The sequence below is a fragment of the Winogradskyella tangerina genome (genome assembly GCF_003260205.1).
GTDB lineage: Bacteria > Bacteroidota > Bacteroidia > Flavobacteriales > Flavobacteriaceae > Winogradskyella > Winogradskyella tangerina.
On sequence record NZ_QERF01000008.1, the window covers coordinates 225709 to 252248 of the forward strand.

The 26540-nt window shown below is 32.7% G+C and carries 24 protein-coding genes and 1 pseudogene; 8 read left to right on the forward strand and 17 right to left on the reverse strand.

Annotated features, from left to right (window positions below):
• Positions 1-23: 23 nt before the first annotated feature.
• Both DDY94_RS12770 and DDY94_RS12775 read right to left on the reverse strand, forming a co-directional pair.
• Entirely contained in the window at positions 24-1472 is a 1449-nt protein-coding gene (locus tag DDY94_RS12770) for an arginine decarboxylase (protein ID WP_111684564.1), read from the reverse strand.
• Positions 1473-2113: 641 nt separating this feature from the next.
• Positions 2114-3184 (reverse strand): hypothetical protein, encoded by a 1071-nt coding sequence (locus tag DDY94_RS12775; protein ID WP_111684566.1) that lies wholly within the window; start codon positions 3182-3184, stop codon positions 2114-2116.
• Between the two features lie 270 nt (positions 3185-3454).
• Between DDY94_RS12775 and DDY94_RS12780 the strand changes: the two genes are divergently transcribed.
• Positions 3455-3937: a hypothetical protein gene (locus DDY94_RS12780; RefSeq protein ID WP_111684568.1), complete on the forward strand. Its 483-nt coding sequence runs from the start codon at positions 3455-3457 to the stop codon at positions 3935-3937.
• A gap of 95 nt (positions 3938-4032) precedes the next feature.
• On the opposite strand, the gene DDY94_RS12785 is transcribed toward DDY94_RS12780, so the two are convergent.
• Entirely contained in the window at positions 4033-4467 is a 435-nt protein-coding gene (locus DDY94_RS12785) for a cupin domain-containing protein (RefSeq protein ID WP_111684570.1), read from the reverse strand.
• A gap of 72 nt (positions 4468-4539) precedes the next feature.
• Between DDY94_RS12785 and DDY94_RS12790 the strand changes: the two genes are divergently transcribed.
• Positions 4540-5133: a TetR/AcrR family transcriptional regulator gene (locus DDY94_RS12790; RefSeq protein ID WP_111684572.1), complete on the forward strand. Its 594-nt coding sequence runs from the start codon at positions 4540-4542 to the stop codon at positions 5131-5133.
• A 458-nt stretch (positions 5134-5591) separates the two neighbouring features.
• Here DDY94_RS12790 and DDY94_RS12800 read toward each other — a convergent pair whose 3' ends face one another.
• From DDY94_RS12800 to DDY94_RS12810, 3 genes are all read right to left on the reverse strand, one after another.
• Positions 5592-6125 (reverse strand): hypothetical protein, encoded by a 534-nt coding sequence (locus DDY94_RS12800; protein WP_157957324.1) that lies wholly within the window; start codon positions 6123-6125, stop codon positions 5592-5594.
• A gap of 80 nt (positions 6126-6205) precedes the next feature.
• A complete protein-coding gene (locus DDY94_RS12805; RefSeq protein WP_111684578.1) occupies positions 6206-6682 on the reverse strand; it encodes an Hsp20/alpha crystallin family protein in 477 nt (158 codons plus the stop codon).
• 271 nt (positions 6683-6953) lie between these two features.
• Positions 6954-9461: a DUF7619 domain-containing protein gene (locus DDY94_RS12810; protein ID WP_111684581.1), complete on the reverse strand. Its 2508-nt coding sequence runs from the start codon at positions 9459-9461 to the stop codon at positions 6954-6956.
• Positions 9462-9719: 258 nt separating this feature from the next.
• Between DDY94_RS12810 and DDY94_RS12815 the strand changes: the two genes are divergently transcribed.
• Positions 9720-10484, forward strand: coding sequence for a DUF6090 family protein (locus tag DDY94_RS12815; RefSeq protein ID WP_111684583.1), 765 nt, complete (start codon positions 9720-9722; stop codon positions 10482-10484).
• A gap of 650 nt (positions 10485-11134) precedes the next feature.
• Here the strand turns inward: DDY94_RS12815 and DDY94_RS12820 are convergent.
• Positions 11135-11797, reverse strand: a complete 663-nt coding sequence (locus DDY94_RS12820; RefSeq protein WP_111684585.1) for an IS6 family transposase — start codon at positions 11795-11797, stop codon at positions 11135-11137.
• Between DDY94_RS12820 and DDY94_RS12825 the strand changes: the two genes are divergently transcribed.
• A complete protein-coding gene (locus DDY94_RS12825) occupies positions 11783-12076 on the forward strand; it encodes an SMI1/KNR4 family protein (RefSeq protein ID WP_111684587.1) in 294 nt (97 codons plus the stop codon). The genes DDY94_RS12820 and DDY94_RS12825 overlap by 15 nt on opposite strands.
• A 300-nt stretch (positions 12077-12376) precedes the next feature.
• Here the strand turns inward: DDY94_RS12825 and DDY94_RS12830 are convergent, their stop codons facing one another.
• Both DDY94_RS12830 and DDY94_RS12835 read right to left on the reverse strand, forming a co-directional pair.
• Entirely contained in the window at positions 12377-13018 is a 642-nt protein-coding gene (locus tag DDY94_RS12830) for an HmuY family protein (RefSeq protein WP_317047186.1), read from the reverse strand.
• Between the two features lie 16 nt (positions 13019-13034).
• The gene (locus DDY94_RS12835) at positions 13035-15080 is read right to left on the reverse strand and encodes a TonB-dependent receptor plug domain-containing protein (protein ID WP_111684636.1); all 2046 of its coding nucleotides are present in this window, start codon (positions 15078-15080) and stop codon (positions 13035-13037) included.
• Between the two features lie 136 nt (positions 15081-15216).
• Between DDY94_RS12835 and DDY94_RS12840 the strand changes: the two genes are divergently transcribed.
• Positions 15217-16119 carry a DUF6607 family protein gene (locus DDY94_RS12840; RefSeq protein WP_111684591.1) on the forward strand — a complete coding sequence of 301 codons (903 nt, stop codon included), beginning with the start codon at positions 15217-15219 and terminating at the stop codon, positions 16117-16119.
• Positions 16120-16663: 544 nt separating this feature from the next.
• Here the strand turns inward: DDY94_RS12840 and DDY94_RS12845 are convergent.
• Positions 16664-17875 carry a hypothetical protein gene (locus DDY94_RS12845; RefSeq protein WP_157957325.1) on the reverse strand — a complete coding sequence of 404 codons (1212 nt, stop codon included), beginning with the start codon at positions 17873-17875 and terminating at the stop codon, positions 16664-16666.
• A 486-nt stretch (positions 17876-18361) separates the two neighbouring features.
• On the opposite strand from DDY94_RS12845, the gene DDY94_RS12850 reads away from it, so the two are divergent.
• Both DDY94_RS12850 and DDY94_RS12855 read left to right on the forward strand, forming a co-directional pair.
• Positions 18362-18775: a hypothetical protein gene (locus tag DDY94_RS12850; protein WP_111684595.1), complete on the forward strand. Its 414-nt coding sequence runs from the start codon at positions 18362-18364 to the stop codon at positions 18773-18775.
• Between the two features lie 150 nt (positions 18776-18925).
• The gene (locus DDY94_RS12855) at positions 18926-19438 is read left to right on the forward strand and encodes a hypothetical protein (protein ID WP_111684597.1); all 513 of its coding nucleotides are present in this window, start codon (positions 18926-18928) and stop codon (positions 19436-19438) included.
• 78 nt (positions 19439-19516) lie between these two features.
• Here the strand turns inward: DDY94_RS12855 and DDY94_RS12860 are convergent, their stop codons facing one another.
• The 7 genes and pseudogenes from DDY94_RS12860 to DDY94_RS12895 form a co-directional block, all read right to left on the reverse strand.
• Positions 19517-20218 carry a hypothetical protein gene (locus DDY94_RS12860; RefSeq protein ID WP_111684599.1) on the reverse strand — a complete coding sequence of 234 codons (702 nt, stop codon included), beginning with the start codon at positions 20216-20218 and terminating at the stop codon, positions 19517-19519.
• A gap of 151 nt (positions 20219-20369) precedes the next feature.
• Positions 20370-20762 carry a hypothetical protein gene (locus DDY94_RS12865; RefSeq protein ID WP_111684601.1) on the reverse strand — a complete coding sequence of 131 codons (393 nt, stop codon included), beginning with the start codon at positions 20760-20762 and terminating at the stop codon, positions 20370-20372.
• A gap of 4 nt (positions 20763-20766) precedes the next feature.
• Positions 20767-21195: a T6SS immunity protein Tdi1 domain-containing protein gene (locus tag DDY94_RS12870; protein WP_111684603.1), complete on the reverse strand. Its 429-nt coding sequence runs from the start codon at positions 21193-21195 to the stop codon at positions 20767-20769.
• 157 nt (positions 21196-21352) lie between these two features.
• Positions 21353-21745 carry a hypothetical protein gene (locus DDY94_RS12875; RefSeq protein ID WP_111684605.1) on the reverse strand — a complete coding sequence of 131 codons (393 nt, stop codon included), beginning with the start codon at positions 21743-21745 and terminating at the stop codon, positions 21353-21355.
• A gap of 161 nt (positions 21746-21906) precedes the next feature.
• Positions 21907-22506, reverse strand: a complete 600-nt coding sequence (locus DDY94_RS12880) for a hypothetical protein (RefSeq protein WP_111684607.1) — start codon at positions 22504-22506, stop codon at positions 21907-21909.
• A gap of 811 nt (positions 22507-23317) precedes the next feature.
• Positions 23318-24669, reverse strand: a pseudogene (locus tag DDY94_RS12890) (IS3 family transposase).
• Positions 24670-24743: 74 nt separating this feature from the next.
• Positions 24744-25667, reverse strand: a complete 924-nt coding sequence (locus tag DDY94_RS12895) for a metallopeptidase domain-containing protein (RefSeq protein WP_111684611.1) — start codon at positions 25665-25667, stop codon at positions 24744-24746.
• 248 nt (positions 25668-25915) lie between these two features.
• On the opposite strand from DDY94_RS12895, the gene DDY94_RS12900 reads away from it, so the two are divergent.
• On the forward strand, positions 25916-26476 hold the full coding sequence (locus DDY94_RS12900) for a helix-turn-helix domain-containing protein (protein ID WP_111684613.1): 561 nt from the start codon (positions 25916-25918) through the stop codon (positions 26474-26476).
• Positions 26477-26540 lie beyond the last annotated feature (64 nt).

Genomic DNA, 26540 nt, shown 5'->3' on the forward strand with positions numbered 1-26540 from the left:
TTTAATTTTAATTTTAGCTACACTTATACGTTAGCTGTTTCTTTATAGATGTTATTGATCTCTTTATTATTTTGGTTTTTGTGGTAACCTAGTATGGATAGTAAGGCCTCACTCGTTTGTTGCTCGCTGAACACTTTAGTTTTAATTTCACCATGCTCATCTTTATCGATGAGTATATGTTTTGGTGCTGGAATTAAACAATGCTGTAAGCCGCCAAAACCACCAATGGTCTCTTGATAAGCGCCAGTGTTAAAAAAGCCGATATAAAGCGAATTGTCCTTATTATACTTTGGTAAATAGATGGCGTTTATATGTTGTTCGCTGTTGTAATAATCATCACTATCACAGGTTAAACCACCTAACATCACTCTTTCATAAGTTGTATTCCATCTGTTGATCGGAAGCATTATAAAGCGCTTATTGATAGACCAAGAATCTGGAAGCGTTGTCATGAATGATGAATTGATCATATTCCATTTCTCTCTATCATTTTGTTGCTTTTGATATAAGATCTTATAAATAGCGCCTCCACTCTCACCTACTGTAAAACTTCCAAACTCAGTAAAAATATGCGGCACATCTATATGTGCTTCATCACAAGCCGTTTTGATCTGATTAATGATCTCCTCAACCATATATTGGTAATCAAAGTCAAAGGCAAGTGAGTTTTTTATTGGAAAGCCGCCTCCTATATTCAAGCTATCGAGGGTTGGACAAATCTTTTTCAGACTGATGTAGACTTTCAAACATTTTAAAAGCTCATTCCAATAATAGGCGTTATCTCTAATTCCTGTGTTGATGAAGAAATGAAGCATTTTCAACTCTACTTGAGGATTGTTTTGAATTTGATCTTTATAGAATTGAACGATGTTTTTATAGCCAATACCCAAACGTGAGGTATAGAATTCAAACTTTGGCTCCTCCTCGGAAGCAATTCTAATGCCTACTTTGAACTTCTTATTAATTTCGGAAGTCAGTAAGTTTAATTCTTCATAGTTGTCAATAATTGGAATACAATTTTCATGTCCATTATTGATAAGCCGTGCAATATTAGTAATGTATTGTTCGCGCTTAAAACCATTACAAATTATGAAGGTTTTGTTGGTTATTTTGTTGTCGCCCTTCAGGTTTTCAATAATATTAATATCGAAGGCCGATGAGGTCTCAATATGAATATCATTTTTTAAAGCCTCATCCAATACATGTTTAAAGTGAGAGCTTTTGGTGCAATAACAATAGTTATAGTTGGCCTTATAATTTGACTTCCTCATGGACTCAGCAAACCATCCTTTTGCACGTTGGATGTTATTTGAAATTTGAGGTAAATAAGTGAATTTAAGAGGTGCTCCATATTGTGCGATCAATTTCATAAGATCAACATCATGAAACTTTAAATTGTTATCATTAAGGGTGAATTCCTCTTGAGGGAAATCAAAGGTTTGATTGATTAAATCAATGTATTTAGTATTCATTTTCGAATATTTGATAAAGATTAAATGTTAATTATGGTAAGAAAGATTACGCCGTAATCCTCTTAGCAATACTCAAATAATCGCTTATATCAAATTCGAATTTGATTTTGGGTAGTTGGTAAAAAGCCATACAAATGTTGGCTTGAAAAGACATCGGAAGTTAGCTTTAAATTTCGGATGCTTACACCATAAGCTGTTTTTGAATTTGACTTCCTAATTTTCAAAAACCCGAACGTAAAAACACGGTTCATTATGTTCAGCTAAAACGATATGTATCGTTTCGAGGTGCAAAATAAAATCAAAAATCAATAGGTTGTATATTTTTTTTGATTTTTTTTCAATTTATTTAATTGGGTCTATTTTTTTAAAAATTATGAAGCCTTATGCACACTCATATATTTATGAATATCAGAATTTAACCATTTGGCTTAGCCTATATCCTGTTCCTTATCGTTTGGAGTTTTGTGTTGACTCGTTTAATTATTTTAAAAGTCCGTTAGCATTGATAATTAAATGAAATTATATGGATTTTTAGACGTATCTATATAATGGGAATAGACGTGATATGGTTACTTCATAGTTAGGCAACCCTTAACACTAACAGAAATATACTTCAATAGAATTAATTGGATTAAAAGTATTTATTGACTGCAGTTACCATTAATAATATCTTCTGCTGATGGATTATATGCGTTATTATCAATATTCAAACTGTCATAACTTCCATTCAAAATGAGATTATTTAAAGCGCAAAAATCAGTCAGCAAATCCTGACTTGGAGTTATGGCTCCCGAGGAATTTACCCCAATATAAATGTCGTTTGCCAATGACAGGTTTTCCAAACCGTCTAATGACGTTAAAGACGGGTTGCATCTAATTGATAAATTATTTACCGATGTCAGATTTTCCAAACCACTCAATGCCGTTAGCGACGGGTTGCAACTAATTGATAAATTGGCTAATGACGTTAAATTATTACTTAGTCCTTCTAACGACTGTAAGGAATTATTTGTGGTTATTACAAAATTCCCATCAATGTTAGTTATCCCTTCCAGACCATTTAAATTCATTAGTAAATGATTGTTTTCAATAATCAATCCAGATCCAATCGAATTTAAATTACTAAATTCCGATAACGTTGTCAGAGAAGTTGAACTTAGTATTAATGCCCCACTAATAGATGTCAGATTTGAAAATCCTAATGTGCTGAATTGACCATCTCCAATCCTTAATAGACCATTTATAGAAGTTATATTTTGAAAATAATCTGAACTCTGTAAATTGTGATTTTCCCAAACTTGAATAGAACCACCAATAGTTAAATTAGGATGTAACTCTATTTCAGTAATGTTGGTGTCATATAGTTCTAATTCACCACCTACAGAAGTTATATTATCAAGGCCTTGCAAAGAACTTAAACTAGGATTAGTTCTAACGGCTAAATCACCAGAAACACTAGTAATTTGAGATAATGGTTGCAAGTCAACTATATCCGTTGGAATATGAACTCCGACTTGGTTACCAATTATTAATACACCATCTATGGCGTCATAATCTAACATACCGAAATTATCAACCTCTTCTTGTGTTCTAAGGAATACATTACCAACAAAGGTTTGACTGCTTGGACTCTCTGAGAGACTTTCAGGAAGATTTTCGACCTCGCAGGAGAATATTACTACAGAAAGACAGATAAGAATACTTTTTTTCATTTTACTTCTTTTTAATTTAAGATGCCATTGTCACAAATTGGTTGCGTCAAAAACCAAGAAATCTTCTTCATTGAAGCTCAAAATAAAATGCAAACGATTAAAACATTGGATATCGACGTCTATAATTTATTACTTATTCTACTCTACCCTTCAACTGCGCTCAGGGCAGGCTCTAGCAAATCCATCAGGAGTTGCTTATGTCAGTACTTAGCTGAAAATTAGTAAATTTAATCACGTAACTAACGGTTATTTTAGACCGTCGCCAAACATATGGAACAGAACCTTGTTGAACATTGGATAAATACAGATAAGCAACTCAATGACCTAATCATTGCAATTGAATCGACAGGCAATACCCTTACAGAAAAAGCAGAAATAGCATTCGAAAAACTTTCAGAATTATATGATATCACCAGAATGCCTAATGATATTGACGATGAAGAACTTGATGACGATAATTTGGACGGAGTAACTGACCAAAGGTCTCTTTTTGAAGAACATGCTCTGATTAAATACTTAGCAGACGAAAATGAAGACCCTCGTGGTATGGTTTTATCTGCTGCATTTCATTTGCTAAACGACTATCAAGTTGACTTATTCCAAGTCGCTAAAAAAGAGTTTGGAAAGAATATTCCAGAAGAATGTATAATCGGAATTAAAGGAGAAGGTTTTTATGGAGAAGTTGTTTTCCCTCAAAAAGAAACTAAAAGTTGGATTGAATTGGGATGCAAAATATTGAAACAAATAAATTAAAAATGCTTTACAACAATTGCTATAATTCTTTGCTACTGCTAGCCTATTTCCATAATTAGTTTCCCTTTAAGTGGATCGATTTAATTACCTACAAGCTAAATTTTGATAATCATATCAAATTCTGCTGCACGGGCTATCACTCTATTAATAATCTCTGGAGCAAGTGATTTTTCGATGGCATTTTCTTCGTGCTCTGGCACACCCATCTGCTCGAAAAAATCTCTAAAACCTTTCGGGCTGTGAATATTTATCCACTTACATGGTTTTTCACTATTATTGGCAAAGGTATGCAAGGTTTTAGGCGGAATGTCTACTGATTCTCCTGCCCTAACGACCTTTACATCTCCATTTACCATAAACTCCATTTCACCTTCAACAATAAGGAAAGATTCCTTAAATGAATTGTGCAAATGTGGAGGTGGACCCTGAACTTTTGCAGGTGTTTCTGCTATCATTAGATCATAATCTCCAGAAGTGTCATGAGGTGTTACCTTGTGACCAAGTACCCATTTTGTTTTGTTTGCGTCCATTTTATGAGATTTTTGTCTCACAAACATAAGCGTAAATTTTTTTCTTACCAAATTTTATGAGATATTTGTCTCATGAATAAAAGAAATTTAAATTCTGGACGGGTAAGTCAAAAATTAGAAACTAGAAATAAAATCCTTGCTAGTGCTCAACATTACCTCAATAAAGGATTAGAATTCAATCTTGAAGACATAGCCGAGAAAACCGGAATTTCTAGAGCTACCGTGTACAGATATTTTTCAAATATTGACATATTAGCCGCTGAAGCAGGACTTGCTTTAAGTACGGAAAGTCCAGAGAATTTATTCAAAAACTTAAAAAGCAATAAGACCCAAGATAAGATACTTGAAATACAAGACTATTATAATAAACTCGCCTTGGATCATGAGAATCTTTTTCGAAAATATATCAGTGCTGTTTTAGATTCCAATTCTTCCAATATTAAAAGAGGTGCTCGAAGAAAGATGACACTTCTTATGGCTCTTGAAGAAACAAATTTTACTCAAAAAGAAAAAGAGAATCTTTCAAACTTACTTACGATATTTATGGGTATAGAACCACTCATTGTTACAAAGGACGTATGCAACCTTAACAACAAGGAATCGATAGAACTCATTAAATGGGGCATAAATCTAATATTCAAAGGTATTGAAGCTTCTAAAGACTAATCAATTTGCCCTCAATTGATTGTAGATTTTAATTGTAATTCGTTTTCAAAACAGTGCAAATAAAGTCTCGAAACCATTTCTCAGTTAAAAAAACACAATGGATTATTTCTCTGAGAATTGGGTTAGAGTATAAATCTGTTTGTAGATTATTTATAGGTCTTTCCAGCGATATAATTTATAAAAACCAAAAATGATTGCAGAGGTCTATACTATCATTTTTGGTTTTTAATATCTGAAAAATTAAGCTGAATAATTTTGTTTTACACGCGCATTAGTTGAACTAAATTGATAGTCGGGACTATGCAACATTTTACAAAATAAATTCTCGTTTACTTTCACCGGGATTTTGAGATTTGGAAACTGAATTTGGTAAACCCCTTCATTTTGACTTACTATTTTAACTTTTATAGGTTCTTTCTTCATAATCTAATGTGTATTATGTTAAACCATAAAAAATTCTATACCTGTTTTTTCTTAATCGTTTTGGTATTATCTTTTTTAATATTCTTTTTCTCAGGTGGAATAATATATCTGTTATTTTCATTGAAAAATTGTTGCCTCATGGCTTCCATTCGTTTCATCATATCATCCATATTAGGCATGCCTAAGGGCATTCCACTCGAAAAAAAGTCGTCCTTTAAGAAATCATCTGAAAAGAACTGCTTCATAATAGAATCGTGCTTCATAAAACCACTATATCTTGGAAAATGTGACATTGAAAGACGCTTCTCAAACTTAGATTGCAACTTATTAAATATGCTATCAGCATCTATATCTTTAAGGCTTCCCGACGATGACCAACTGTAAACACTGTCGATTCGAGTTAAATTACCATTTTCATCGAACTCTTTATTGACTTTCCATGATCCTTTTGGAATAACATTCTCTTTATTGTCAGCCTTTTCAGAGATCTTACTTTTCTTCTGCTCATCTTCTTGGCTATTACAACTTAAACTTAAAAATGCCATGAGCAGCAATAAATAACTTTTCATATCTAAATTTTTAAGAATTATTAATTGAATAAAATGATCAAGGAAGGTTTTATTATCTCCCTTGATCATTAAATTTTACATTACGATATTGTAATAGTTTTAGGAGGTTTTTGCTTTGCTTCTTCCTTTTTTGGTAAATGAATACTTAAGATACCATCATTGTATTTGGCCTTAATTTTTTCTTCATTTATGGTCTCGGGTATGGTAAAGGTTCTCTTAAATGCTGAATAACCGAATTCACGTCTTGTAAAGCTTTCATCTTCATATTCATTTTCTTCGTTTGCCTGCGTGGATATTGATAGTAATTGATCTTCAAGATTAATCTCAAAATCTGATTTTTTCATACCTGGAACTGCCATATCAACAAAATAGGCATCCGAAGTCTCTCTAATGTTTACTTTTGGAAGCGTTATTCCAGTATTGAAATTTGAAGAGAAAACTGACGGTAAATCACGATTAAAAATTTCGTCGATCCAACTTGACCAACTTGGGAAGTTTAAATTTGAATTTGTGTTACTTAAACTTCCGTTTTTAGGAACATTAATTAAATTGCTCATAATAACAAAGATTTAAATTAAACATAATTTCAAAATGAATCTGTTTAGATTCGAAACATAAAAAACAAAAAAAATGCCAACCCAATAGAAAATGTCATTTTGACATTTTATAACTAAAAAGTTAAGCTGATATATATTTTGACTAGGACGGAATGGATAAAATGCAAATTCAATTCTCAAATAATCGTTGCATCAATGAACCAAAATGAACATTTAATTCAGAATATTGCCTATTAAGTTTGAATCTATAGATAAGACAGCATCTAATTTTCTACAGTTTAATTATTTTAATATTCCTTTCTGTTTGTTCGGTTTTAATTTTAATAAAATAGACACCCGATGATAAATCATTTATTTTAAAATGTTCAGAAATTGGAAACTCCCTTAGCTTTTTACCTGAAATAGTATACAATTCAATTGCTTCTACAATTTGGTTATTTAGATTTTCAATTTTGAAATCGTCATATGTAGGATTTGGATATACCTTAAGTTCAGATAATTCGAATTCTTCAATACTTAAATTTTCTTCAATTGTTGTTGTTTCATTATTAGTAATAATTGGGGAATTAAAATCAAAGTAAATACCGGCCTGATTACTAAAGCTATCCCCAAGGTTTAAAGTTGATAGTGTTCTTATTTTAAACAAAACATAGCCGTCGTTATTAGCATCATCAAACGGTAATTGAATATTCTCAAAAATGAATTCTACTTCATTATCATTTTGCACACGTGCATAAAAAGCATGACTTGCATTTAAAGGTACTAAGGAAGCAATGTCGTATTTTGAGGTATCTATAACATCTTTAACAACCACGTTTACGGCGCTTGCAGTACCAGTGTTTTCAAATCTGATAAGGTAATGTACATATTCCCCAACTTGTTCAGGGGTAATCTCATTGCCTTCCAAGCAAGTTATATCATTTGGATCAAAAGAATTAACTACAATTTGATTCAGCTGAAACATATTATCTTCTGGTGTTTCATCTGCATTTGATGGACTGATAGTGGCAGTAAATGATAAGACATCATCTCCATTCAAAGGGAAGGTCATGTCTGTTGGTGTGTTCAATAACATCGTAAATGGAATTTCTCTTGTTTCAAGTGGTAACATATTAGAATAATTCCAAGTTAAGTCGCCTACATTCTGCACATCAGCCATTGGTGTGGAGGATTGTAAGTCCATAAGGTCATCATTGTATGTAAAATTGATACTTCCAGATAGTGTTGTGTTTCCTTTATTTCTATATATCAATTTATAATCTGTTTCAAAACCTGGACGCGCTAATTCTATAGGCACCACGAGTATTTCTAAATCATTATGTGTTCCGTCAGGCGCAACACAAATATCTTGAACTAATGGGCTTGTATCCGTTGGGAAGTTAGCATTAAAAGATAAAGGTGTGGTTGAAAAATACATTGGCACTTCCAATTGCGGTGTAATTGTATAATTTCCGGCTTGTAGTGGTATAGTATATTCACCAGAAGTATTGCTGAAAAACGTTGCCTCTTCAACACCATTTGTGGTATGGATTGCAAAATTTGAATATCCAGAATCATTAATATCACAACCGTTTGCATTTAAGTCTAATCTGGTAGTTCCTTCAATGGTATAAAATTCGCCTCCTGGTGTAAAAGAGCAATACTGTGTAAATAAGACCTCAGTTCCCACCTCATCCTGCAGTAGTTCAACAAAGTAGGAATCAACATTATCTACGCAAATTGACTCAAGATTTGGTAACCCGTCATAAATTTGATTGTCGACATAGAAATAATTGGCATTCAGACCATTCTTTAAATTTATATAAGTCAGGTTGGGGTTGTATCTAATGGAAAAAGAATAACTATCATAAACATCTAAATATTGAAGTTTGCTCGCGTCAAAACTGGTAAGCTGATTGAAGGAGCAGTCTAATTGGGATAGATTGTAATTATTTTCATCAAATAATTCTAACGCCGTAAGTTGGTTATTACTGACATCAACAAAAAGTAGTTCTATATTATTTGATAGATCTAGAGTTGAGAGTTGATTGTTTTGTGCGTACAAAGTTTCTAATGCAGTGTTGACGCTAACATCTAGAGAAGTAATCTGGTTATCAAAAATTGATAATCTCTCTAGATTAGTATTGTTAGAAACATCTAGATTTATAAGTTGATTATTAAAAAGTGTAAGGCGCTCTAAGGCTATATTATTAGACAAATCTAATGAAGAAAACATATTAATGGCCAAATTAAGCTCCTTTAAGTTTAGGTTGTTAGTTACATCTATGCTGGTTAGGTCATTTCCTGCTAAATTTAAATTTTCTAAGTTTAAATTATTGCTGACATCTATACTAGCAAAATCATTACTAGGAAGCAAAAGGGTTTTTAATGCTGGGCAATTACTAACATTTATAGTTTGAAGATCGGCATAGCCTATATTTAAGTATTCTAGGTTTGGCAATGTTCCAAGCGTTATAGTATCGATCCCATTATAATCTAACTCTACAGAAATCAATGATGTATTGGCTGATAGGTCTATGGTGGAAAATAAATTGGTCGCAAATTCAAGTGTTTCTAAACTGGTAAATTCTTCAAGGCCAGTTAAATCGCTTATCGATTCATTTCCGAATGAAAGTGAAATGGTGGCCTGCGCTTCAGAAACTTGTATTTCACCATCGTTATTGGTATCAACGCCCTCAGAAATTAAGGCACTTTTAAAGTTTGCGTCAGGAATATTGACTATTTGTGCGTTGGTTATTAATGTGGATATTAAGAATATGATTAAGTAAAGTTTTTTCATTTATTTCATTTATTAATTCGGAGGTTGTTGTAAAATTTTTGTCCAAGGCGTTCATGCACGACTCATACCGATTTTCGGCTTGAGGCATTAAATTACGTTTATATAAATTAAAGATAGGTAAATTTTAGTTTTATAATTTCATAATGGTATAAACATCATAGAAATAAGCGCTATACGTATATTCGGCTGTTGTAATTCATTATTTCTCAATCAGAGAGAATGAAATAATTATTCTAACTTTAGGGAAATTCCCACTCAATGATAAAATTTTTTAGAAGAATTAGACAAAACCTCCTTTCGGAAGGAAAAACAGGAAAGTACTTTAAATATGCTATTGGAGAGATATTCCTTGTTGTTATTGGGATTTTAATTGCATTGCAGATTAATAATTGGAATGAAAACCGAAAGAATAAAAATGCCGAAGCTGATTATTACTGCAGAATTTTAGACGACTTTGAGTTAAATGATAAATTAATTGATGAAACTTCAAAACTCACATCTGATAAAATTAAGCTCTGTAAAGAGTTAATATTAGATTTAAACAATTCACCTAATGACAGAGGTGAAATCCTTAATAAATTTGTACTTGCGTTAAGACAAGACGTTTTTGTACCCAGTAATATTGCTTTCGAAGACATAACGTCGTCGGGTCAGTTAAAACTATTGACGGATTTAGAGCTTAAAAACAGACTCATTCAGCATAGTACATTTTTAAACAATATTCTAAATCTACTTCAAGAGAATAGGGATGAAATTCTTAAAAGAATGAGTGATTTTGATTTAATATGTGATTTTGGATTTCAAGATATTAATTATCTTAATCAAGAGCTCGACAAAGAACTGTTGGACCTATTGCCAAAAAATGATTGGACAAATGAACCCAATAATCCAATTTTTGTGAAGTTTCAAGATAATCTAGTTTTTTTTATTGCCATGCTAATTAGACAGAAACAACATTTATCTAATTTGAAAATGGAAATGCAAGAACCGATTAGATTATTAAAAGAAAAAGAATGTAAATAACGAAAGTACAACAAGGTGTATAATGCATGCCAGAGTTCTGTCGCATCTGTTAAACCTGAATTGAAGATAGTCACTTAATTCGGTTTTCTAACTAGTAAATGAATAGAATGCTTTAAAGATTGATTTCAAAAATAAAGCTCCTTGTTCTTTCAAGGAGCTTCTTCGTAGCGGGAACAGGACTCCCTTCGTCTGCGCTCAGGATAAACTTCTCGTCCTTTCATGTATACCTTAAAAATAAAAAAGACCAAAGTATTAACTTCAGTCTTTAATTCTAGTAGAGCGTACAGTAAAAATATCGAACCAATTATTGCAAGAAATCAATAAATTTAATGAGTTAAACGAGTTTTAAAGCAAAGAATAAATAATAAAAAAACGCGTTATAATTATTTTACGTTAGACCAGTTTCTTAAAGCGTGCAAATAGGCACTAGATTCAGCATAACCCAAAATATGTGCTACATCCCTAGTTTTCAAATGCTTTTCATTAATTAAGTAAGTAGAAAGTTCCTTTTTTATTGCGTTGACAATTGTTCTAAACGATCTTCCCTCACTTAATAACTTTCTTTGAATAGTCCTTTTGCTATATGGAAATTGCTTGGTTCTGTCGCATCTATTAAAGCTGAATTGAAGATACTCACTTAATTTGGTTTTCTAACTAGCTAATGAATAGAATGCTTTAAAGATTGATTTCTTCTTCGATATCAACTGCTCCTTCCTTATCATATGTACTATTTCTATTCCAGTCAATGTCCGTCGAGCAGATTCAAATTCTTTAAACCCTAAAGTTCTGCCTATCCGTTTTTTTACAAAACGATGATCCTGCTCAACTATATTATTCAAATATTTACATTGCCTAATTTGAATCGTTGATAATGAACGTTTATTGTAGATTCTAATAGCGTGTTTATTGGAACCGCTTTTATCGATATTTACTAATTCTGGCTTGCCATTATTTTCAATCGCTTTTATCAGAAATGATTGAGCACTCATCCGTTTTCGTCTTTTAGTCAATAGGAAATCAACTGTATTCCCTTGTTTGTCTACTGCTCTATATAGATAACACCACTTACCTCTAACTTTGACATAGGTTTCGTCCATTCGCCATCTTCTTCCAACAGATTTCTTGCGCTTTCTAAATTCTTTTTCTAAAAGTGGAGTAAACTTAAATACCCAGCGTTGAATTGTAGCATGGTCAACTTTAACGCCCCGTATAGCCATTAATTCCTCTATCTCACGATAACTCAATCCAAATCTAAACTTAAAGTAAACGGCTTGAACAATGATTGTCTTCGGAAAACAATGACCTTTGAACATAAACTTTTAATTCAAAGATATTATTTCTTTAAATTTGAATCTATAGATGCGACAGAACCTAAAAGTTCAATAGAACAAAAGTTAAAGTTTATTTACAAGGATGATTTATTTCCTCTAGGACTTTTACCTTTTGCAAGGGATGGTGGATCTGGAAATTATCTGATTTCAATGCGCGAACAGGATTTCGGTCAAATATTTATTATGAATGCTGATAGTGAAATGCCTTTTTTTCTTTGTAACTCGTTTGAAGAATTCATTAACAAGCTCGAAGCAGAATAATTTTCTAATACTTACACCAGCAGCTAACAATAGCTATAATTAATTGTTAATTAAGGATTTAATTAATATAAATTGCTATTTCTAGAAAGAGATAAAAGAACGCTATAATCGTTTTGCGAGTTTTGTTTCGCCGTTCATTGTGCCTACTCAATCGCTCAGTCCGACTGTCGGCACAGTTATTGGCACAAAACCGTCCATCAACAACATAATCAAAATCTATAGATGCGATAGAATCTTATGTTTTATCTTCAAAAGCCTTTGTCTTAACAACAAAGGCTTAAAAACTAAGATTAATTCTACCTACTCGAATGTTGTCTCTCCTTCGTTAGGATTGTAAACATAATCGAATGTGTAATATCTTGGTGTATCATTAAAGCCATCTGGATTGGCTGGAGCACCTTGATAGTAACTAATTATTTCAACTTTTGCAAAACGACCGTCCCTAGTACGAAATACTAATACCTTACCAGGAATTTTTGATACAACGTTTGTCATGAAGTTATAGTTGAACCATCCATTGTCACTACCTGATGGAATTGCAAATCCTTCTGTACCGTCTTGCAAAAAGGTTAAACCATCTACAGAATTTACCCCTGCTAAAGTACCGTCAACAATTACTGCAGCGGCATTTCCATTGCGTTCTGGCTCATCTACAGATCCTGTAGCTGTTCCACCATTAACAGCGATTGTAGTTCCTCTAAAGGCGATATCCCAATCCGTGGTACTCGTGGTCTGCATTCCTGTAGAAAAATTAAATCTTGTAAATTCACCACCAACTGGCTGTCCTTGCCCACCTGTTTGTGGTGCAAATAAATTACTTACAGTAACGGTCTCAATATCTAGTCTTGGGGCGTTTCCGTCGTCATCAGAGCTACAGGAAGTAAATCCTATAAAAAAAGCTAATAACAAAAGTGTTCTTAAGGTCTTAATAGTTTTCATCATGTATTAAATTTAAGTTTCAAAAATTATAATCAAGTCTTGTGAATAATTGTATTCCGTTGATATTTGGTATGTTGGTATCTGTATAGTCTAGTAAATTATTTGCACCGAACTGTAGATCGAAATGTTTGCCAAATTGTTTTGTAGCCGCCAGGTTTGCAGTTACAAATCCATCTACAAAGCTGTTATCAAAAGTGTCTAGAATGATATTTCCATTGGTGTCAAATAATCCATATTTACTTCTGTAAATGAGACGTAAATTAAAGTCTGTTTTTATCTTTGGGAGATTATAAAAAACTTTAAGATTTGCCGTATGTCGCGATCGGTTGACTAGTCCGAAGTAATCTGATCGTTCAACTAAAACTGTTCTTCCAGAATCGTCGATGGTAAATATTTCATTGTTGTCAATTCGGTCGAGCTGCGTCTTATCATAAGCATAAAGCAATTGGTAACCACCAGAAATTCTTAGGTTATCATTCCACATATAAGTGGCGTCTAGTTCAATTCCTGTGAAGTAAACCTCATCGAAATTCCTATAACTAAAAACATTTTGCCCATTTGTTTTACGTGCAATAATTTGGGTATCGATTAGATTTTTAAAATCATTTCTAAATAGGTTAATTTCAGTAGTCAATTTTTCATTTTTAAAAGCGGCGCCGATATTTATTCCAACCGAGCTTTCAGCCTTTAAAGGATCGTCAAACTGGGCCAGGGGAACTACCACATCAATAATTTGACCGGCATCTTGTAATTCAGTTAGCTTATCAATAGCAACATTATACCCTAATACAGTATAACCAACGGCAGAGTTTGTGAAGTCGAAATAAAGTTGCCTAAAATCTGGTGCTTTGAACCCATATCCTACAGATCCCTTTAAGGCGAAATTTTCACTTATATCATATCGTAAAGCTAATTTTGGACTGAGCTGATTACTGTATTCAGAATGGTTATCGAAGCGTGCACCGACAATCATGTTGAGATCATCTATAAGATTAACATCCCATTGTGCATAAACATATTGAGAATTAAAATTTACACGACTATCGAAAAACGTTCTGTCTAGCTCATTATATTGATATCCAAACCCACCAGTTAATGTGCCTGAATCGTCGAATCTATAAATAGAGCGTACTTCTGGTCTTATGAGATATTGGTTAAAATCACTATTAAATAAAACGTTATTAGTTACAGGGCTCTCTGAAGATTCAGTAGCACGATAATTAGTAAAGTAGAATTCATATTCAAAACGAAGATTATCGGTCCAGTTATGATTTAATCGTAAATGTGTATTCCACTCGGTTTCCTCAGAATCACCCTCGAAAAAATCATCCTGAGATTCGAAACCGTTCTCTTGAGTTTGAAAATAATATCGTGTTGAACTGAATAGTTTCAGATTATCGTTAAAGTTATAGTAGAGACGACCGTTAACTGTATAGTTTTCAAACGGGCTTACTGTTTGTCCTACTGTTTCTGGAGTTAAATCATAACCTTCGCTAGAAAAGCGATTGATAAATAGGCCATAACCTAGTTTTTCAAATTTCTGATCTATGTTGAAATTTGCGTCTAGCTGTGAAAATGAACCAACTCTAAACGAAGCATTACCTGTGGGATCTTCGGTTTTTGGAGCCTGAGTAATAATATTGATGACACCTCCAAGAGCTTCACTTCCGTAGAGTGCACTCGATGGTCCTTTAACTACTTCAATCTGTTTTATATTCCCAACGGCGAGTCTACTTAAATCAAAATTGCCTGCACTTCTGCCAACGAGAGGCACTCCATCAATCATAACCATAACATAATCTGCAGCGATACCCTGAATCTGAATACCACTAAAACCACTTTCATCCGGCACCATAATCAATCCTGTTTGTTCAGAAAGTATTTCATTTAATCGAACAGTTCCCGTTTGTTTGATTTGTCGTTTTGAAATTAATGTTACAGGAAGTGGTAGGGAGGATAGTTGGCGTGGAGTTCTTGTAGCACTCAATATCACGGGATCTAAAGCCTCAACTTTTATTGAATCTTTCTTTTCTGATTTAACTTCCTGAGCATGTGAATAACTCATGAAAAAAAGTAAAAAATAAATGTAAAAATTATTTTTATTTAGACTCATTCTTGATAAATTTGCCACAAATATAAAAGTTATTTTAATTCAGTCTAAATAATAATTGATTTTTTAATTAAATAGTAAATCCAATAAAATGAAGAAAGTAATTGTATTAGCAAGTTTAGTTTTTGCAGTGTCATTTAATGCGAATGCGCAGAAGAAGAAAAAACAAGATCAGGAGGCCATAAAAGCCATGTGTGGGTGTTTCGAAATTGAATTCAATTTCGCAGAAACCTTCCATTTCAGCGAAGATTCTTTATATAAACCATCAAAAGTCTACAGAACAGATGGATTAGAATGGGCACAACTAGTTGTTGATGAAAGCAACAAAATATCTATTCAACATATATTACAAGTTGGTAAGCCAAATGACCCTATGATCGTTAAGCATTGGAGACAAGACTGGATGTATGAGAATACAGAATTCTACGTGTATAACGGTGATAATGAATGGACCTTTGAAGAGAAAACAAAGAAAGAGGTAGATGGACAATGGTCTCAAAAAGTTTATCAGGTAGATGATAGTCCAAGATATGAAGGATCTGGCACATGGGTTCATGTTGACGGGAAGAGTTATTGGGAAAATACAACTACAGCACCTTTACCAAGAAGAGAGTACACAAAGCGTAGTGATTATAATATCACCATGAGAGGTAACAGGCATGAAATTACCAAAGAAGGCTGGATTCATGACCAAGATAACAACAAAGTAATTCGTGAAGAAGGGAAAGATGATGTTATACTCGCGCAAGAAAAGGGTTATAATGTTTATAAAAAAGTAGAAGACAGTCGTTGCCAAGCAGCTCAAGATTGGTGGAAAGTTAATTATGAAAAATGGGCATTGGTAAGAACTAAGTGGGATGTTGTTTTTGGTCGAAATAAAGATTTAACTCTTGAAACTAAGGTCGATAACAAAGTACTTTATAAGCATCTTTTTGATGAAGAAACGACTACTAAGGAAGATATTGAAGAGGTTATAGAATCCTTTGTAAAATAATATATGATGAGAAAGAAAGATTCTGTCGCATCTATAGATTCAAATTTAACAGACGCGACAGAACCCCTTTTTGACATTATACTTTACCTAACTCATATTAACATATGTTAATTTATTCAAATGTTGGAAAGTCTATATTCGCGCACAATCTAACTAACTTTTATAACCAACAATTAGATTAATAGCGTTAAAGCTCCTTTCCCTAACAAAGGAGCTTTTTATATACCAAATTTTCGTTATATTTAAATAGTTAGTAATAATCTTAACTAATTATTAGATTATGTTTTAATAATAAAAGCACCTCGATGAGAGGTGCTTTTTTAGATTTTAATTGAAGTTAATTTCAAGCATATAGATTATTTGTTGTAAATATAAAGATATATCAACCGAGCAAATGACCTCTTTATTGTAATAAAAAAGCACCTATAAAGGTGCTTTCAAACTTTCAAGTAATATATTTTTTCTCCACAGAAAAATAATTTGACTAAAAATAATAGATTCTTTCAAATTGAAAATTATCATATGTTAAGAAACACTTAATCAATTAAAATGCTCCACCATTACCATCATCATCATCGTCATCATCGTCATCATCATCTTCTTCTCCGCAAACAACGGCGTGTGCTATAACATAAATATCTCCAGATAGTGGGTCCTCAACATAATACTGACCTGGAGCAACCGTATAGTTACCATTATTTTTAACTGGATAAGGCGTAGATCCAGCATAAAAATGTTCTTCTTGAATTTCATATCCTTCTTGCAGATCATAAGTTGCAGATGCATTTCCATCGTTATAATCGATAGTAACTGTTCCAACCAATGTCCCATTATTAATGTTGCATTGCCCTGCCGCAGCATAAACGTCGTAAGTATATGAGCCTTCTGAAATTGGGCCTATGTTCCAACCCCAATTATTAAATCCTCCTTCGCTAAAACATGCATGATCATCATCAGAATTACCTTTTGCGTATGCAGTTTCACATCCACTAAACCCAGGATCTTCAGGACATTCAATTTTAAAGTTAAAATCTATCAGCCAGAGTCTTTCTCCAGTATCTAAATCTGTTAACCAACCCCAAGTACTAAGACCAATGGCAGATAAGTCAGAATCGAAGTTAGCACCACCAATTCCAATATGAGCTCCAAAATTTGGTGTATTTGGATCGTTTGGATCTGGCCTTTGTTCCAATCTAAAATCTCCTTCTTGTACACAATCGCTTCCGGAAGCTGTCACAGTACTTAATTCATCATCAATTACATAAAAATGCATATCTTCAGAATTAGAAGCATTACCCGCAGTACCCTCCTTTTTATGATCGCCTCCAAGGGCCTGCCATTCATTCCAACTTTTTTTATCTTTCAACCAAACATCAACCGTTACAACACACGTTCCGCTAACTGTTGAGCCAATAATTCTCGCTGTACCATTATCATATTCTCGAAAAATCAATGAATTATCAGCATCCTGAGAGAAATATGTGTCAGCATCAAAATAATCATCCCCTGCTGGGGTTTCAGACCACCAGAAGTTAGAAGCTGGTTGTTGCGCACCAAATGGTGATCGGTCAGCATCTATAATTGAACACTCTGTAAAGTCGGCATTATCATCGTCATCGTCATCATTTTGATTATTGTTGTTTTGATTACCTTTTCCTTTATTCATATTAACATTAGTCTCTGATTCAACAGGTTCAGTCTGACATGTAAAGAATAGGAAGCATATCCCTAATACTATTAAATATTTAGTCCTCATGATTGAATTGTTTTGTAGTTAATAGTTATTACAAGGTATAAAATTTGGAAAGTAATCTAAAATATATTCGACGTATAACCTGATATTTTAAATATTTAATGCAATCTCTCCTTGATAAATCTGTTTGTTATATGAATTATGCTCAAAGCGCTAAATTTCTCATCTCTATTTTTGTAAATCAAAAACTAAATTGAATCTTCTCTGGATTATGAGTTCTAATACGCACTCAAAAACAACCAAAAACCAACCTTTTTCCGCTTATTTTAGTCTAAATCGTGTTCCAAAACGTGTTCAGTTTTGTGTTCACTTATTTATTAATATTTAAAAATAATAATAATTGGCTAATAACCTGATATCATTATGACTATTAAACAAAATTATCTGTACATTTAATGGTATAAACATAATGGGAATAAACGTAATACGTTTATTCCGTTGTTGTGCATAATGTATCGCAACGTTTCGGAGAACTGAAAAACGACTGAATTGAAAAACGGAATTTCTATAACTGAATATCTGAAAAACGAGAAAAAACAACGCCTGATTTACGGCGGAATTTTACTCTTGTGGATATTTGTCGGACTGAATTTTGTGAAATATAAATATGACTTTAGTCCATTCAGAATTGATATGCTGATTTTAATAATTGTCTCTACTCTACTGCTGATTGGACCGATTATTATAAACAAAAAAATAATGTGGATTGGTGCTTTTGGATTTGCATTGTTACACGGACTTTGGACAACTTACAAAGTGACATTTGGAACGTTAGTCGATTTTCATAGAGATTATGTTCCAAGTCCAAATTGGAATTTAAAAGATATCGGAGTTTCTATTTTGCTAATTATTGTCTCGTTTTTAGTGACGTGGCTTATTTGGAAAATGAAACCTAAAAAATAAAAAACACTATGCACAACACTGGCTATAGTTCATTGCGGCGGAATTTCCTATCGGAAATTCCTGCGTGTTTGCTATGTTTGGTTTACGGCGGAATAATTTTGTCGAATCATTCCGCAACGAAACCATAGCCTAAACCGTTGTAAGTAATTTATGGACAAGGCCTACAAAATATTTGAAAAGATTATAAGTGTTCTTTTAATTCTGTCTGGAATATTTATTTTGTGGATGTCATTGGATTTACTATTTCACAAATTGGATATTGTTGTTCGGAGTAATAACAATTCATATTCTGGATTATCAAATTACTATTATAGATATTTTAGAGATTTTCATCTTGTTGTATTAATTGGAATACTCGGAATAATCTCTGGAGTATTACTCTTAAAGAGTAAAAAGACTGGCTGGATATTATCTGCAATTTTTTTTCTTGGCTTCCCAATAAGTGTATTGTTAAGGAACTGGTTAAATCCTGAAAGTGATTTTCACTCACCAAGTCCTAAAACATATGCTACAATCGGAATTACGGTTTTTATTTTATTAGTTGGATTTGTACTGTTATTAAAACCGTTTAGAATTAAATATAAAGTAGAACCAAGAGATATTAATTATATCTTCTTAGGAATTGCTTTTGTTATTGTTGATGTATTTGTTTTTAAAAAATAAAACTACTTACAACAAAGAACTGAGTTAAAAAACAAGTCTTTTTAACTCAGTTCTTTGTTGGCAAGAGTTTGCGTAACATTAAGGTATTAAAAAAACATCACCGGTATGGGTTGTAATTGTATCTCCTTCCGTTAGATTTTTCAGAACTCCATTTTCTGTTTGCGCTAATTTTAATAATTCAACTTTTAGTTCATAATCATTCCGTTGAATTATTTTGGCAATATACTTTACATAGGAAGTAGAATAACCATAACCGTTCTCATTATTAATATAAATAAATCCTGGGGTTAGATAACCTAACACCGTTTGTTTTTCTATAAACTTTGATAAATATGGTTTTTCAATTTTTCTATAATATAGATGTTCTTCATTTATTTTTCTAATTCTTATACTATCATTTTTTATTCTTATGATTCTATATCTTTCTTTAATAACATTTTTTAATTCTTTAAAATTTATACTTTTATTATTTAACTTTTTATGAAGTGCGCGCCATAGAATCTCGTTCATGTCAGAAGTGTATTTAATTCCCCTTTTTTTGAACCAAGACTCTAATGACGGATTTTTGCTTATGTATTTTTCTCCATATTGAAAAGGCTCATGTTGGATTGCCATTTTTGTGACAGCCACATTTTCTGGCGCGATTTTAAAATCATATTTTACTGTATCATTTACAGACACTTCAAATTGATCTAGATTTGATTTTAATACCGAAGGAATGTCTCTTTGAGAACAAGAATAAATTAATATGAGTATAATAATTGTAGCAAATCGTTTCATAAATTCTTGCCAACGGTCTCGGCTATGATTTCGTTGCGTTGAAAATTCCAGCGGAATTTTCGACCGTAGAAATCCAGCCGTTTAAAGTTAAACTTTTTTTGGTTTTGCCATAGTGAAGCAATGAATCATAGCCATTGTTGTTCATAGTTTTTTATTCGTCCACGACTCCGATAAATATTAAATATTCAATTTCGGTATCGTAGATTTCTATTAATTCCTCTTTTGTTAAGTCAACTTTTTCCACATTCAGAGCATATTCCACCATTTCGTTAAAATCCATTACTGCATTAGATTCCGATTCGCTTTCGGGATTCGGATTTTCAGAAATCAGTTCGATTTTATTCATATAGTTTTCCTCTGCAATTAGAGCACTTTGAATCAATTTTAAGTCAGATTTTTTCTTGTTTAGTTTTAAAGCAATAAAACAAGTTGCCTCGTCCAAATCATATATTTCTTTTCCAACGTTATTTTCATTTACAGTGCAAATCGGTTCGTTTTTACAACCGAAAAAAGAGAGTAAAGTCAAAATGAATATTTTTTTCACGATTTTATTTGAATACGAATTTTATTTTTTGTCCGTCTTTTAGATTTTCAATCTGTTTAGCTAGGTCTCCAGAAAATGAAATTAATTCAGCGAAGGGAACTTTGCCATAATTTGATTTATCGTATTGTCCTCCAATGAGAGCTGGCATTTTCAGACAATACTTTTCATTTAATTTCAATTCGCCAACAACTGATTTTGCAGTATTAATAATGTTGGTCATTTTCCAGTCTTCTATAAATTCAGAGTCATTTAATAATTTGTCAAATTCCACTTGGTTTTCCGCAATCATTTTGCAGGTCACTTCTTCTGGACAAATTCTCCAATATTCATTTTTGTCCGTCTTGAAAATCACATTACCGAAGTCATTTGTCCTAATAATTTCGGTTGCATTAAATCCTTTCCAATTCCAAGCTTTATTTATTTCGGTAATCATTTTCTAAATTATGCACAACATGTTCGTGTATGATTTGTGCGGAAACGATCAGCGATTGTTTCCGAGTAAATCAGTTTGAGATTAAAAGTAAGAAATTTTCTCATGCATCTTTGAACGAGCATGAATTATAGACGTTGTTGGCTTTTGTTTTGTACGTTTATTGATTATTGAACGCGTTCTTTTTTATTCTTTTATATAGAGTCAATCCAATTAGAGTTTGAATGACAATTGTAAAAAGGAATATTGCAATACAGCCAGGAACAACATCATCAATGGTGATTTCTTTAAAATATAGTAATATTAAAATTGCAATAGTACCTAAAAGAAAAGACCTAAAGTTAGGATAAGGAAACACTTTATAATTTGTATCATCATAAAACCGGAATAAAAAATAAGGTGTATAGTAATCAGAGTAATTGTCAGGAATATATCTCAAAACGAATTCATTACGCTTTTTCCATTTAGATTTGATATACGCACCATTTTGTAATTTAATACGCTTAGTTTCTCCAATTTTTGATGGTATATAATCTTGAGATATTATTTTCATTTAGAGTAATGTAAAAATTGAAGCCAACGGTCACGTATAACCGTCAGTTACGGGTTAAGTTAGCGTTTTTTTCGGTTAAGAACTGGCGTTAGCAATTCCGAGTGGATTCGGACGTAGTCGAATCCGCCGTAATTGCGGTTATACGTTGTTGTGTGCAGTTTTTATTTTGTTTCATCTAGTGTTAACATTCCTCCAAAACAGCTGTTCTCTCCAGTCAAAATCCCTTTATTAAACAAAGCGTGAGCAACCATTTTCATTTCTTTGTCATTTGAGATTGTAATTCCCCAATCTTTTCCGTTTTCTATTCTATAAACTAGAGAGTCAATTCCGATTTGCTTTTCAAATTCAGATAATTCTTTTATAGAATATTTGTCAAATGCACTTATGTTCCAAATAGCACTATCATTTTTAAATTCAAAATATCGTTCTTTATTCTGAAGGGCAGTTTCATAAACTTTTATAATTCCGCTTTTTGAATATCCCACATTTAATTCTCTATGTAATGCTCCTTTCAAAAAGTTTCCTTTCGTGCAATATTCTCTAATTTCGCCGTTGTTCAAATTTTTGACTTTAACAACAAGAAAATTTTGAAATGTACTTTCATTTTTTATTGCTTTAGCATAGTTTGCATACAGCTTTTCATTACTAAAACTTTCTTCGATTTCAGCAACTTCTTTTGCGACATTTTCTTTTTCAACAACTTTTTGGCAAGATGTTAATGCTAGAATAGAAAAAAATAATATTAGTTTCGATTTTATCATTTTAGTAATTGCACACAACGTGTTCGTGTATGGTTTGTTGCGCTTGCACTAAGATAGTAAAAAGAAACACCTAATGTTCAGCGGCTTGGATTTTCCGAAAGGAAAATCAGAAGCAATGAACTATACACGTGTATAATTAATTGTGGCTGAATTTCCTCGGCGGAAATTCAATCTTATTAATTATCTTTCCGTAACATTGGAAAATGACTCGCGTCCTTTCACGCAAAAAATCATACACAAATACGTTTTGTGTAATTATGAATAAACTTTACCTAAATAAAAAAACTTTCAAATATGCGAGCCTTATATGGAGTTTTTTCGCCTACATAATAGGCGCTATTATCTGGATTTTATGGATAAACCTAGTGACTTGGTCAAAACCTGAGCTGAATAATATTATTGAAACTACAATAATTTTTGAAATCGTTTTTCTAGTCAGGACACTAACACTAATAATCCGAAAACATTTAATCAGTATCTATATAGATTCAGAAAACAACCTATTAATAATTAATCAATTAAGAGTGTTTCAAAAGAATTTACGAACTGAATTAAACCTTGAGAAATTAGAAATTTCCGAATTGAAAAATGAATGGTTCACTTATTTCAATTTGCAAGACGATAATGATTCTATTTGTATTTCTTCAAGTAATTATGGATTGACAGAAAAAAAAGTGAGGAAAATATATAAAAAACTACACACAACAAAGAACTGAGTTAAAAAACAAGTCTTTTTAGCTTAATTTAGAAACATAATTTTCATCATATGTAAGTCTTCAAACAAAGTTTACTAGTTAGGTTTAAAGTTAAGTTATAGATTTAAAGATTGCAATAAATGTTCTTTTCGTCTTCTTTTCATAGTTCTGATTTTAGTTAGTTTTCTTTGATCTAAGATTCTTTTCTCCCTTCCATAATACACATCAATAGGAGTCAGATTATTCAATGATTCATGGTATCTATGGTTGTTATAATACTCAACGAACTCTTCTAATCTCTGAATGAGATCTTCTGGGAAAAAGTAATTTTCAAGTTTTACAACATTTTTCATAGATCTGTGATACCGTTCTATCTTCCCTTGCGTTTGGGGATGGTTTGGCCGTCCTCTTACATGGCTCATTCCTTTATCCTGAATATAATCTGATAGTTCAGAACTAATATAACAAGAGCCATTATCACTCAATAGCTTTGGTGCATTTTTCTTGGTCAAACCTGCTTTATCAAGAGCCCGACCTATCGTTCTTGTTACGTCATCCACCTTCATATTGGAACATAGCTCCCAATGGACGATATAACGACTGTAGTCGTCCAGAACAGTAGACAGGTAATACCATCCCCAACCGATAATCTTGAAGTAGGTAAAGTCCGTTTGCCACATCTGGTTAGGGCGTGTGGTTTTATCCTTGAACTCACTACTTGCTTGCATTACGATATATGCTGGAGAAGTGATCAACCCCCTTCTTTTTAAGATGCGGTAAACACTACTCTCGGATATAAAGTAACCCTTGTGGTCCGTTATACTGTGTGCAAGTTCCCTAGGAGACAATTCTGGATGCTCTAAGGCAAATTCCACAACCTGATTGCGGATTTGGTCAGGGATGCGGTTCCATTGACTTCTTACCTTTCTATTCTTAGGAGCAAGCGCATCGTAGCCACCTTTCTTGAACCTGCCAAACCAGTTGTAAAACGTACGCTTAGGTATCTTCAGCTCCTTGAGCGTTCTGTTTACGCCCAAATCTGAGCTTTCAACCAGACGTATGATCTCGTATTTCTCTTCTTGACTAAAACGCATATACTTCTTGAACTCTATTCGAGACCACGCAAGTCTTTTTTTAATACCCTGATCTCAAGTGCCTGTTCTGCAACCACCATCTTTAGTCCATCTGTTTCTTTGCGAAGCTCGTTCACTTCAAAACTGTTGGCTTCACGTTCTGTATCACCGTTTAAACGTTTCTTACCTGCTTCCAAAAAGTCTTTGCTCCATTTGTAATACAAGGTTGGTGCAACACCTTCTCTCCGGCAGATTGCCGATACAGATTCTTCGCCCTTGAGTCCCTCAAGTACGATACGGATCTTCTCTTCAGCGTTAAACTTTCTTCTGGTTTTTCTTTTGATGTCTTTGACAACTGCTTCAGCTGTCTTTCTTGGTCTTCCTGGTCGTGCCATTTTGTTTACTTTTTTAAGGTTATTAATTAATCCTTGAAAGCATGCTTTCAAGGTAACAAAGTGTTAGTTAACTTTTACCTTAACTGGTAAACATTATGCTGAAGGTTTACACTGTCAATAGATGTAATTATGGCTTTAATTCCTCCAATTTTTTCAATAGCTGACAATTCAGATGTTGTTACACCACTTTTGTGGCAGATAACTTGATTATCGTCAATCCAACCTAAAACCCAACGTTCAAACGCAAAATATCCGGGTGCATTTCCAGCTTGTGTGCCCATAATTCCAAACGTTCCAACAGATTTTAATTGATTCTCTCCTTCAAAATCATACAAATCTGGTAACCCAAAAGTGTGTCCAGTTTCGTGTGCTAACCAAAGTCCACCCCAATAATTTAAATCATAACCTGATGTTATTCCTACTGAAATGCTTTTTTCGGCTGTTTTTAATTGGTATTCAGAGTCAAGAGATTTGAATACAGGGCCAAAAGGTATTGATTCCGCTTTTGGGTTTGACATTACTAATACAACATCTGTATGACTAAAATCTACATTTTGGTCGGCTAAATCGATAGCTTCTTGAAGGAAATTACGATGTGGCTCAAATTCTCTTATTGTTGCACCATAATGTGCAGAAGGCTTACTCAACCTTAACCATTCGAAATGAGGATTGAGATTGTATTCCAAACGTTCGTAAGATATTTCTTTGTAGAAATTTGGAACAATTGGGTTAATGATAGAGAAAATACTGTCTGTACTTTCAGTAGCAGGGACATCCTCAAAGTCTACAAAAAGAACAGTAACATTTAGTTTTCCTACTGATGGCGCTAAACCCTCAATTTTTGGAAATCCGAGGGCAATTGGACCTTCTACAACTCTTGGTAGTTTGCAAATTTCTTTTTCATTTCGTTCCGATTTGTTTGAGGAATCAGTTTTCTTATTTCCGCAACTTGTAATTAGAAAGGAAATTATTAAACTAAAAATCAGTTGTTTGTTCATATGTAGCGTTTTTTTTTCAGATTGCTGCCAACGGTTTTGTATAAGATTAGTTACGCTGTTTAAACAACCAATTTAGCAAATACAAACCAAATAAAAAATCCCTGAGGATTTTTCAAAATATGCTCGCACTAGCAATTAATTTTATACGTTGTTAGGCAACGTTTTTATTCAAATGAGTTTTCAGGTTTGGTATTATTCTTAAATTATAACCTATCTTTAATTCTATCCTTTAATTGATTCATTTCAATATGAAAATCTATATTAAATATATGGTAAGTTTAAGATGCAAGCTTATGGTAAAAAGTGAATTAGAAAAACTTGGGATTCATCAAACCAATATTGAATTAGGTATGGTTGAAACGAAAGAAGAAATTAATGATGACCTTCTGTTAGAACTAAAATCAAACCTAGCAAAATCTGGTTTAGAACTAATGGATGATAACAAAAGTATTCTTGTAGATAGGATAAAAAATGTCATTATAGAAATGATTCATTATTCTGAAGAGATTCCGAAGGTTAATTATTCAGATTACATTGCTGAAAAATTAGACTATGATTATACTTATTTATCGAATCTATTTTCTGAAGTTAGAGGCATTACTATTCAGCATTTTATAATTAAGCATAAAATAGAAAGGGCAAAAGAATTGATTCTTTATAAAGAACTCAATCTTACCGAAATTGCTTATAAATTAAATTACAGCAGTGTCGCTCATTTGTCTAACCAATTTAAAAAGGTAACTGGTCACACACCTTCTTATTACAAAAAAATTGGTCAAAAAAGGAAATGTAATCTAGAGAATCTGTAAGATGTGTAATCTTATAAACTACTTGTGTAATAGTCAGAAAGGCATTAGTCCTCATCTTTGTATT

Excerpts from the sequence above, each read along its gene's own strand:
- DDY94_RS12770 (WP_111684564.1), bottom strand. The coding sequence starts at position 1,472 with ATGAATACTAAATACATTGATTTAATCAATCAAACCTTTGATTTCCCT.
- DDY94_RS12775 (WP_111684566.1), bottom strand. The coding sequence starts at position 3,184 with ATGAAAAAAAGTATTCTTATCTGTCTTTCTGTAGTAATATTCTCCTGC.
- DDY94_RS12780 (WP_111684568.1), top strand. The coding sequence starts at position 3,455 with ATGGAACAGAACCTTGTTGAACATTGGATAAATACAGATAAGCAACTC.
- DDY94_RS12785 (WP_111684570.1), bottom strand. The coding sequence starts at position 4,467 with ATGGACGCAAACAAAACAAAATGGGTACTTGGTCACAAGGTAACACCT.
- DDY94_RS12790 (WP_111684572.1), top strand. The coding sequence starts at position 4,540 with ATGAATAAAAGAAATTTAAATTCTGGACGGGTAAGTCAAAAATTAGAA.
- DDY94_RS12800 (WP_157957324.1), bottom strand. The coding sequence starts at position 6,125 with ATGAAAAGTTATTTATTGCTGCTCATGGCATTTTTAAGTTTAAGTTGT.
- DDY94_RS12805 (WP_111684578.1), bottom strand. The coding sequence starts at position 6,682 with ATGAGCAATTTAATTAATGTTCCTAAAAACGGAAGTTTAAGTAACACA.
- DDY94_RS12810 (WP_111684581.1), bottom strand. The coding sequence starts at position 9,461 with ATGAAAAAACTTTACTTAATCATATTCTTAATATCCACATTAATAACC.
- DDY94_RS12815 (WP_111684583.1), top strand. The coding sequence starts at position 9,720 with ATGATAAAATTTTTTAGAAGAATTAGACAAAACCTCCTTTCGGAAGGA.
- DDY94_RS12825 (WP_111684587.1), top strand. The coding sequence starts at position 11,783 with ATGACCTTTGAACATAAACTTTTAATTCAAAGATATTATTTCTTTAAA.
- DDY94_RS12820 (WP_111684585.1), bottom strand. The coding sequence starts at position 11,797 with ATGTTCAAAGGTCATTGTTTTCCGAAGACAATCATTGTTCAAGCCGTT.
- DDY94_RS12830 (WP_317047186.1), bottom strand. The coding sequence starts at position 13,018 with ATGATGAAAACTATTAAGACCTTAAGAACACTTTTGTTATTAGCTTTT.
- DDY94_RS12835 (WP_111684636.1), bottom strand. The coding sequence starts at position 15,080 with ATGAGTTATTCACATGCTCAGGAAGTTAAATCAGAAAAGAAAGATTCA.
- DDY94_RS12840 (WP_111684591.1), top strand. The coding sequence starts at position 15,217 with ATGAAGAAAGTAATTGTATTAGCAAGTTTAGTTTTTGCAGTGTCATTT.
- DDY94_RS12845 (WP_157957325.1), bottom strand. The coding sequence starts at position 17,875 with ATGAGGACTAAATATTTAATAGTATTAGGGATATGCTTCCTATTCTTT.
- DDY94_RS12855 (WP_111684597.1), top strand. The coding sequence starts at position 18,926 with ATGGACAAGGCCTACAAAATATTTGAAAAGATTATAAGTGTTCTTTTA.
- DDY94_RS12860 (WP_111684599.1), bottom strand. The coding sequence starts at position 20,218 with ATGAAACGATTTGCTACAATTATTATACTCATATTAATTTATTCTTGT.
- DDY94_RS12870 (WP_111684603.1), bottom strand. The coding sequence starts at position 21,195 with ATGATTACCGAAATAAATAAAGCTTGGAATTGGAAAGGATTTAATGCA.
- DDY94_RS12875 (WP_111684605.1), bottom strand. The coding sequence starts at position 21,745 with ATGAAAATAATATCTCAAGATTATATACCATCAAAAATTGGAGAAACT.
- DDY94_RS12880 (WP_111684607.1), bottom strand. The coding sequence starts at position 22,506 with ATGATAAAATCGAAACTAATATTATTTTTTTCTATTCTAGCATTAACA.
- DDY94_RS12895 (WP_111684611.1), bottom strand. The coding sequence starts at position 25,667 with ATGAACAAACAACTGATTTTTAGTTTAATAATTTCCTTTCTAATTACA.
- DDY94_RS12900 (WP_111684613.1), top strand. The coding sequence starts at position 25,916 with ATGAAAATCTATATTAAATATATGGTAAGTTTAAGATGCAAGCTTATG.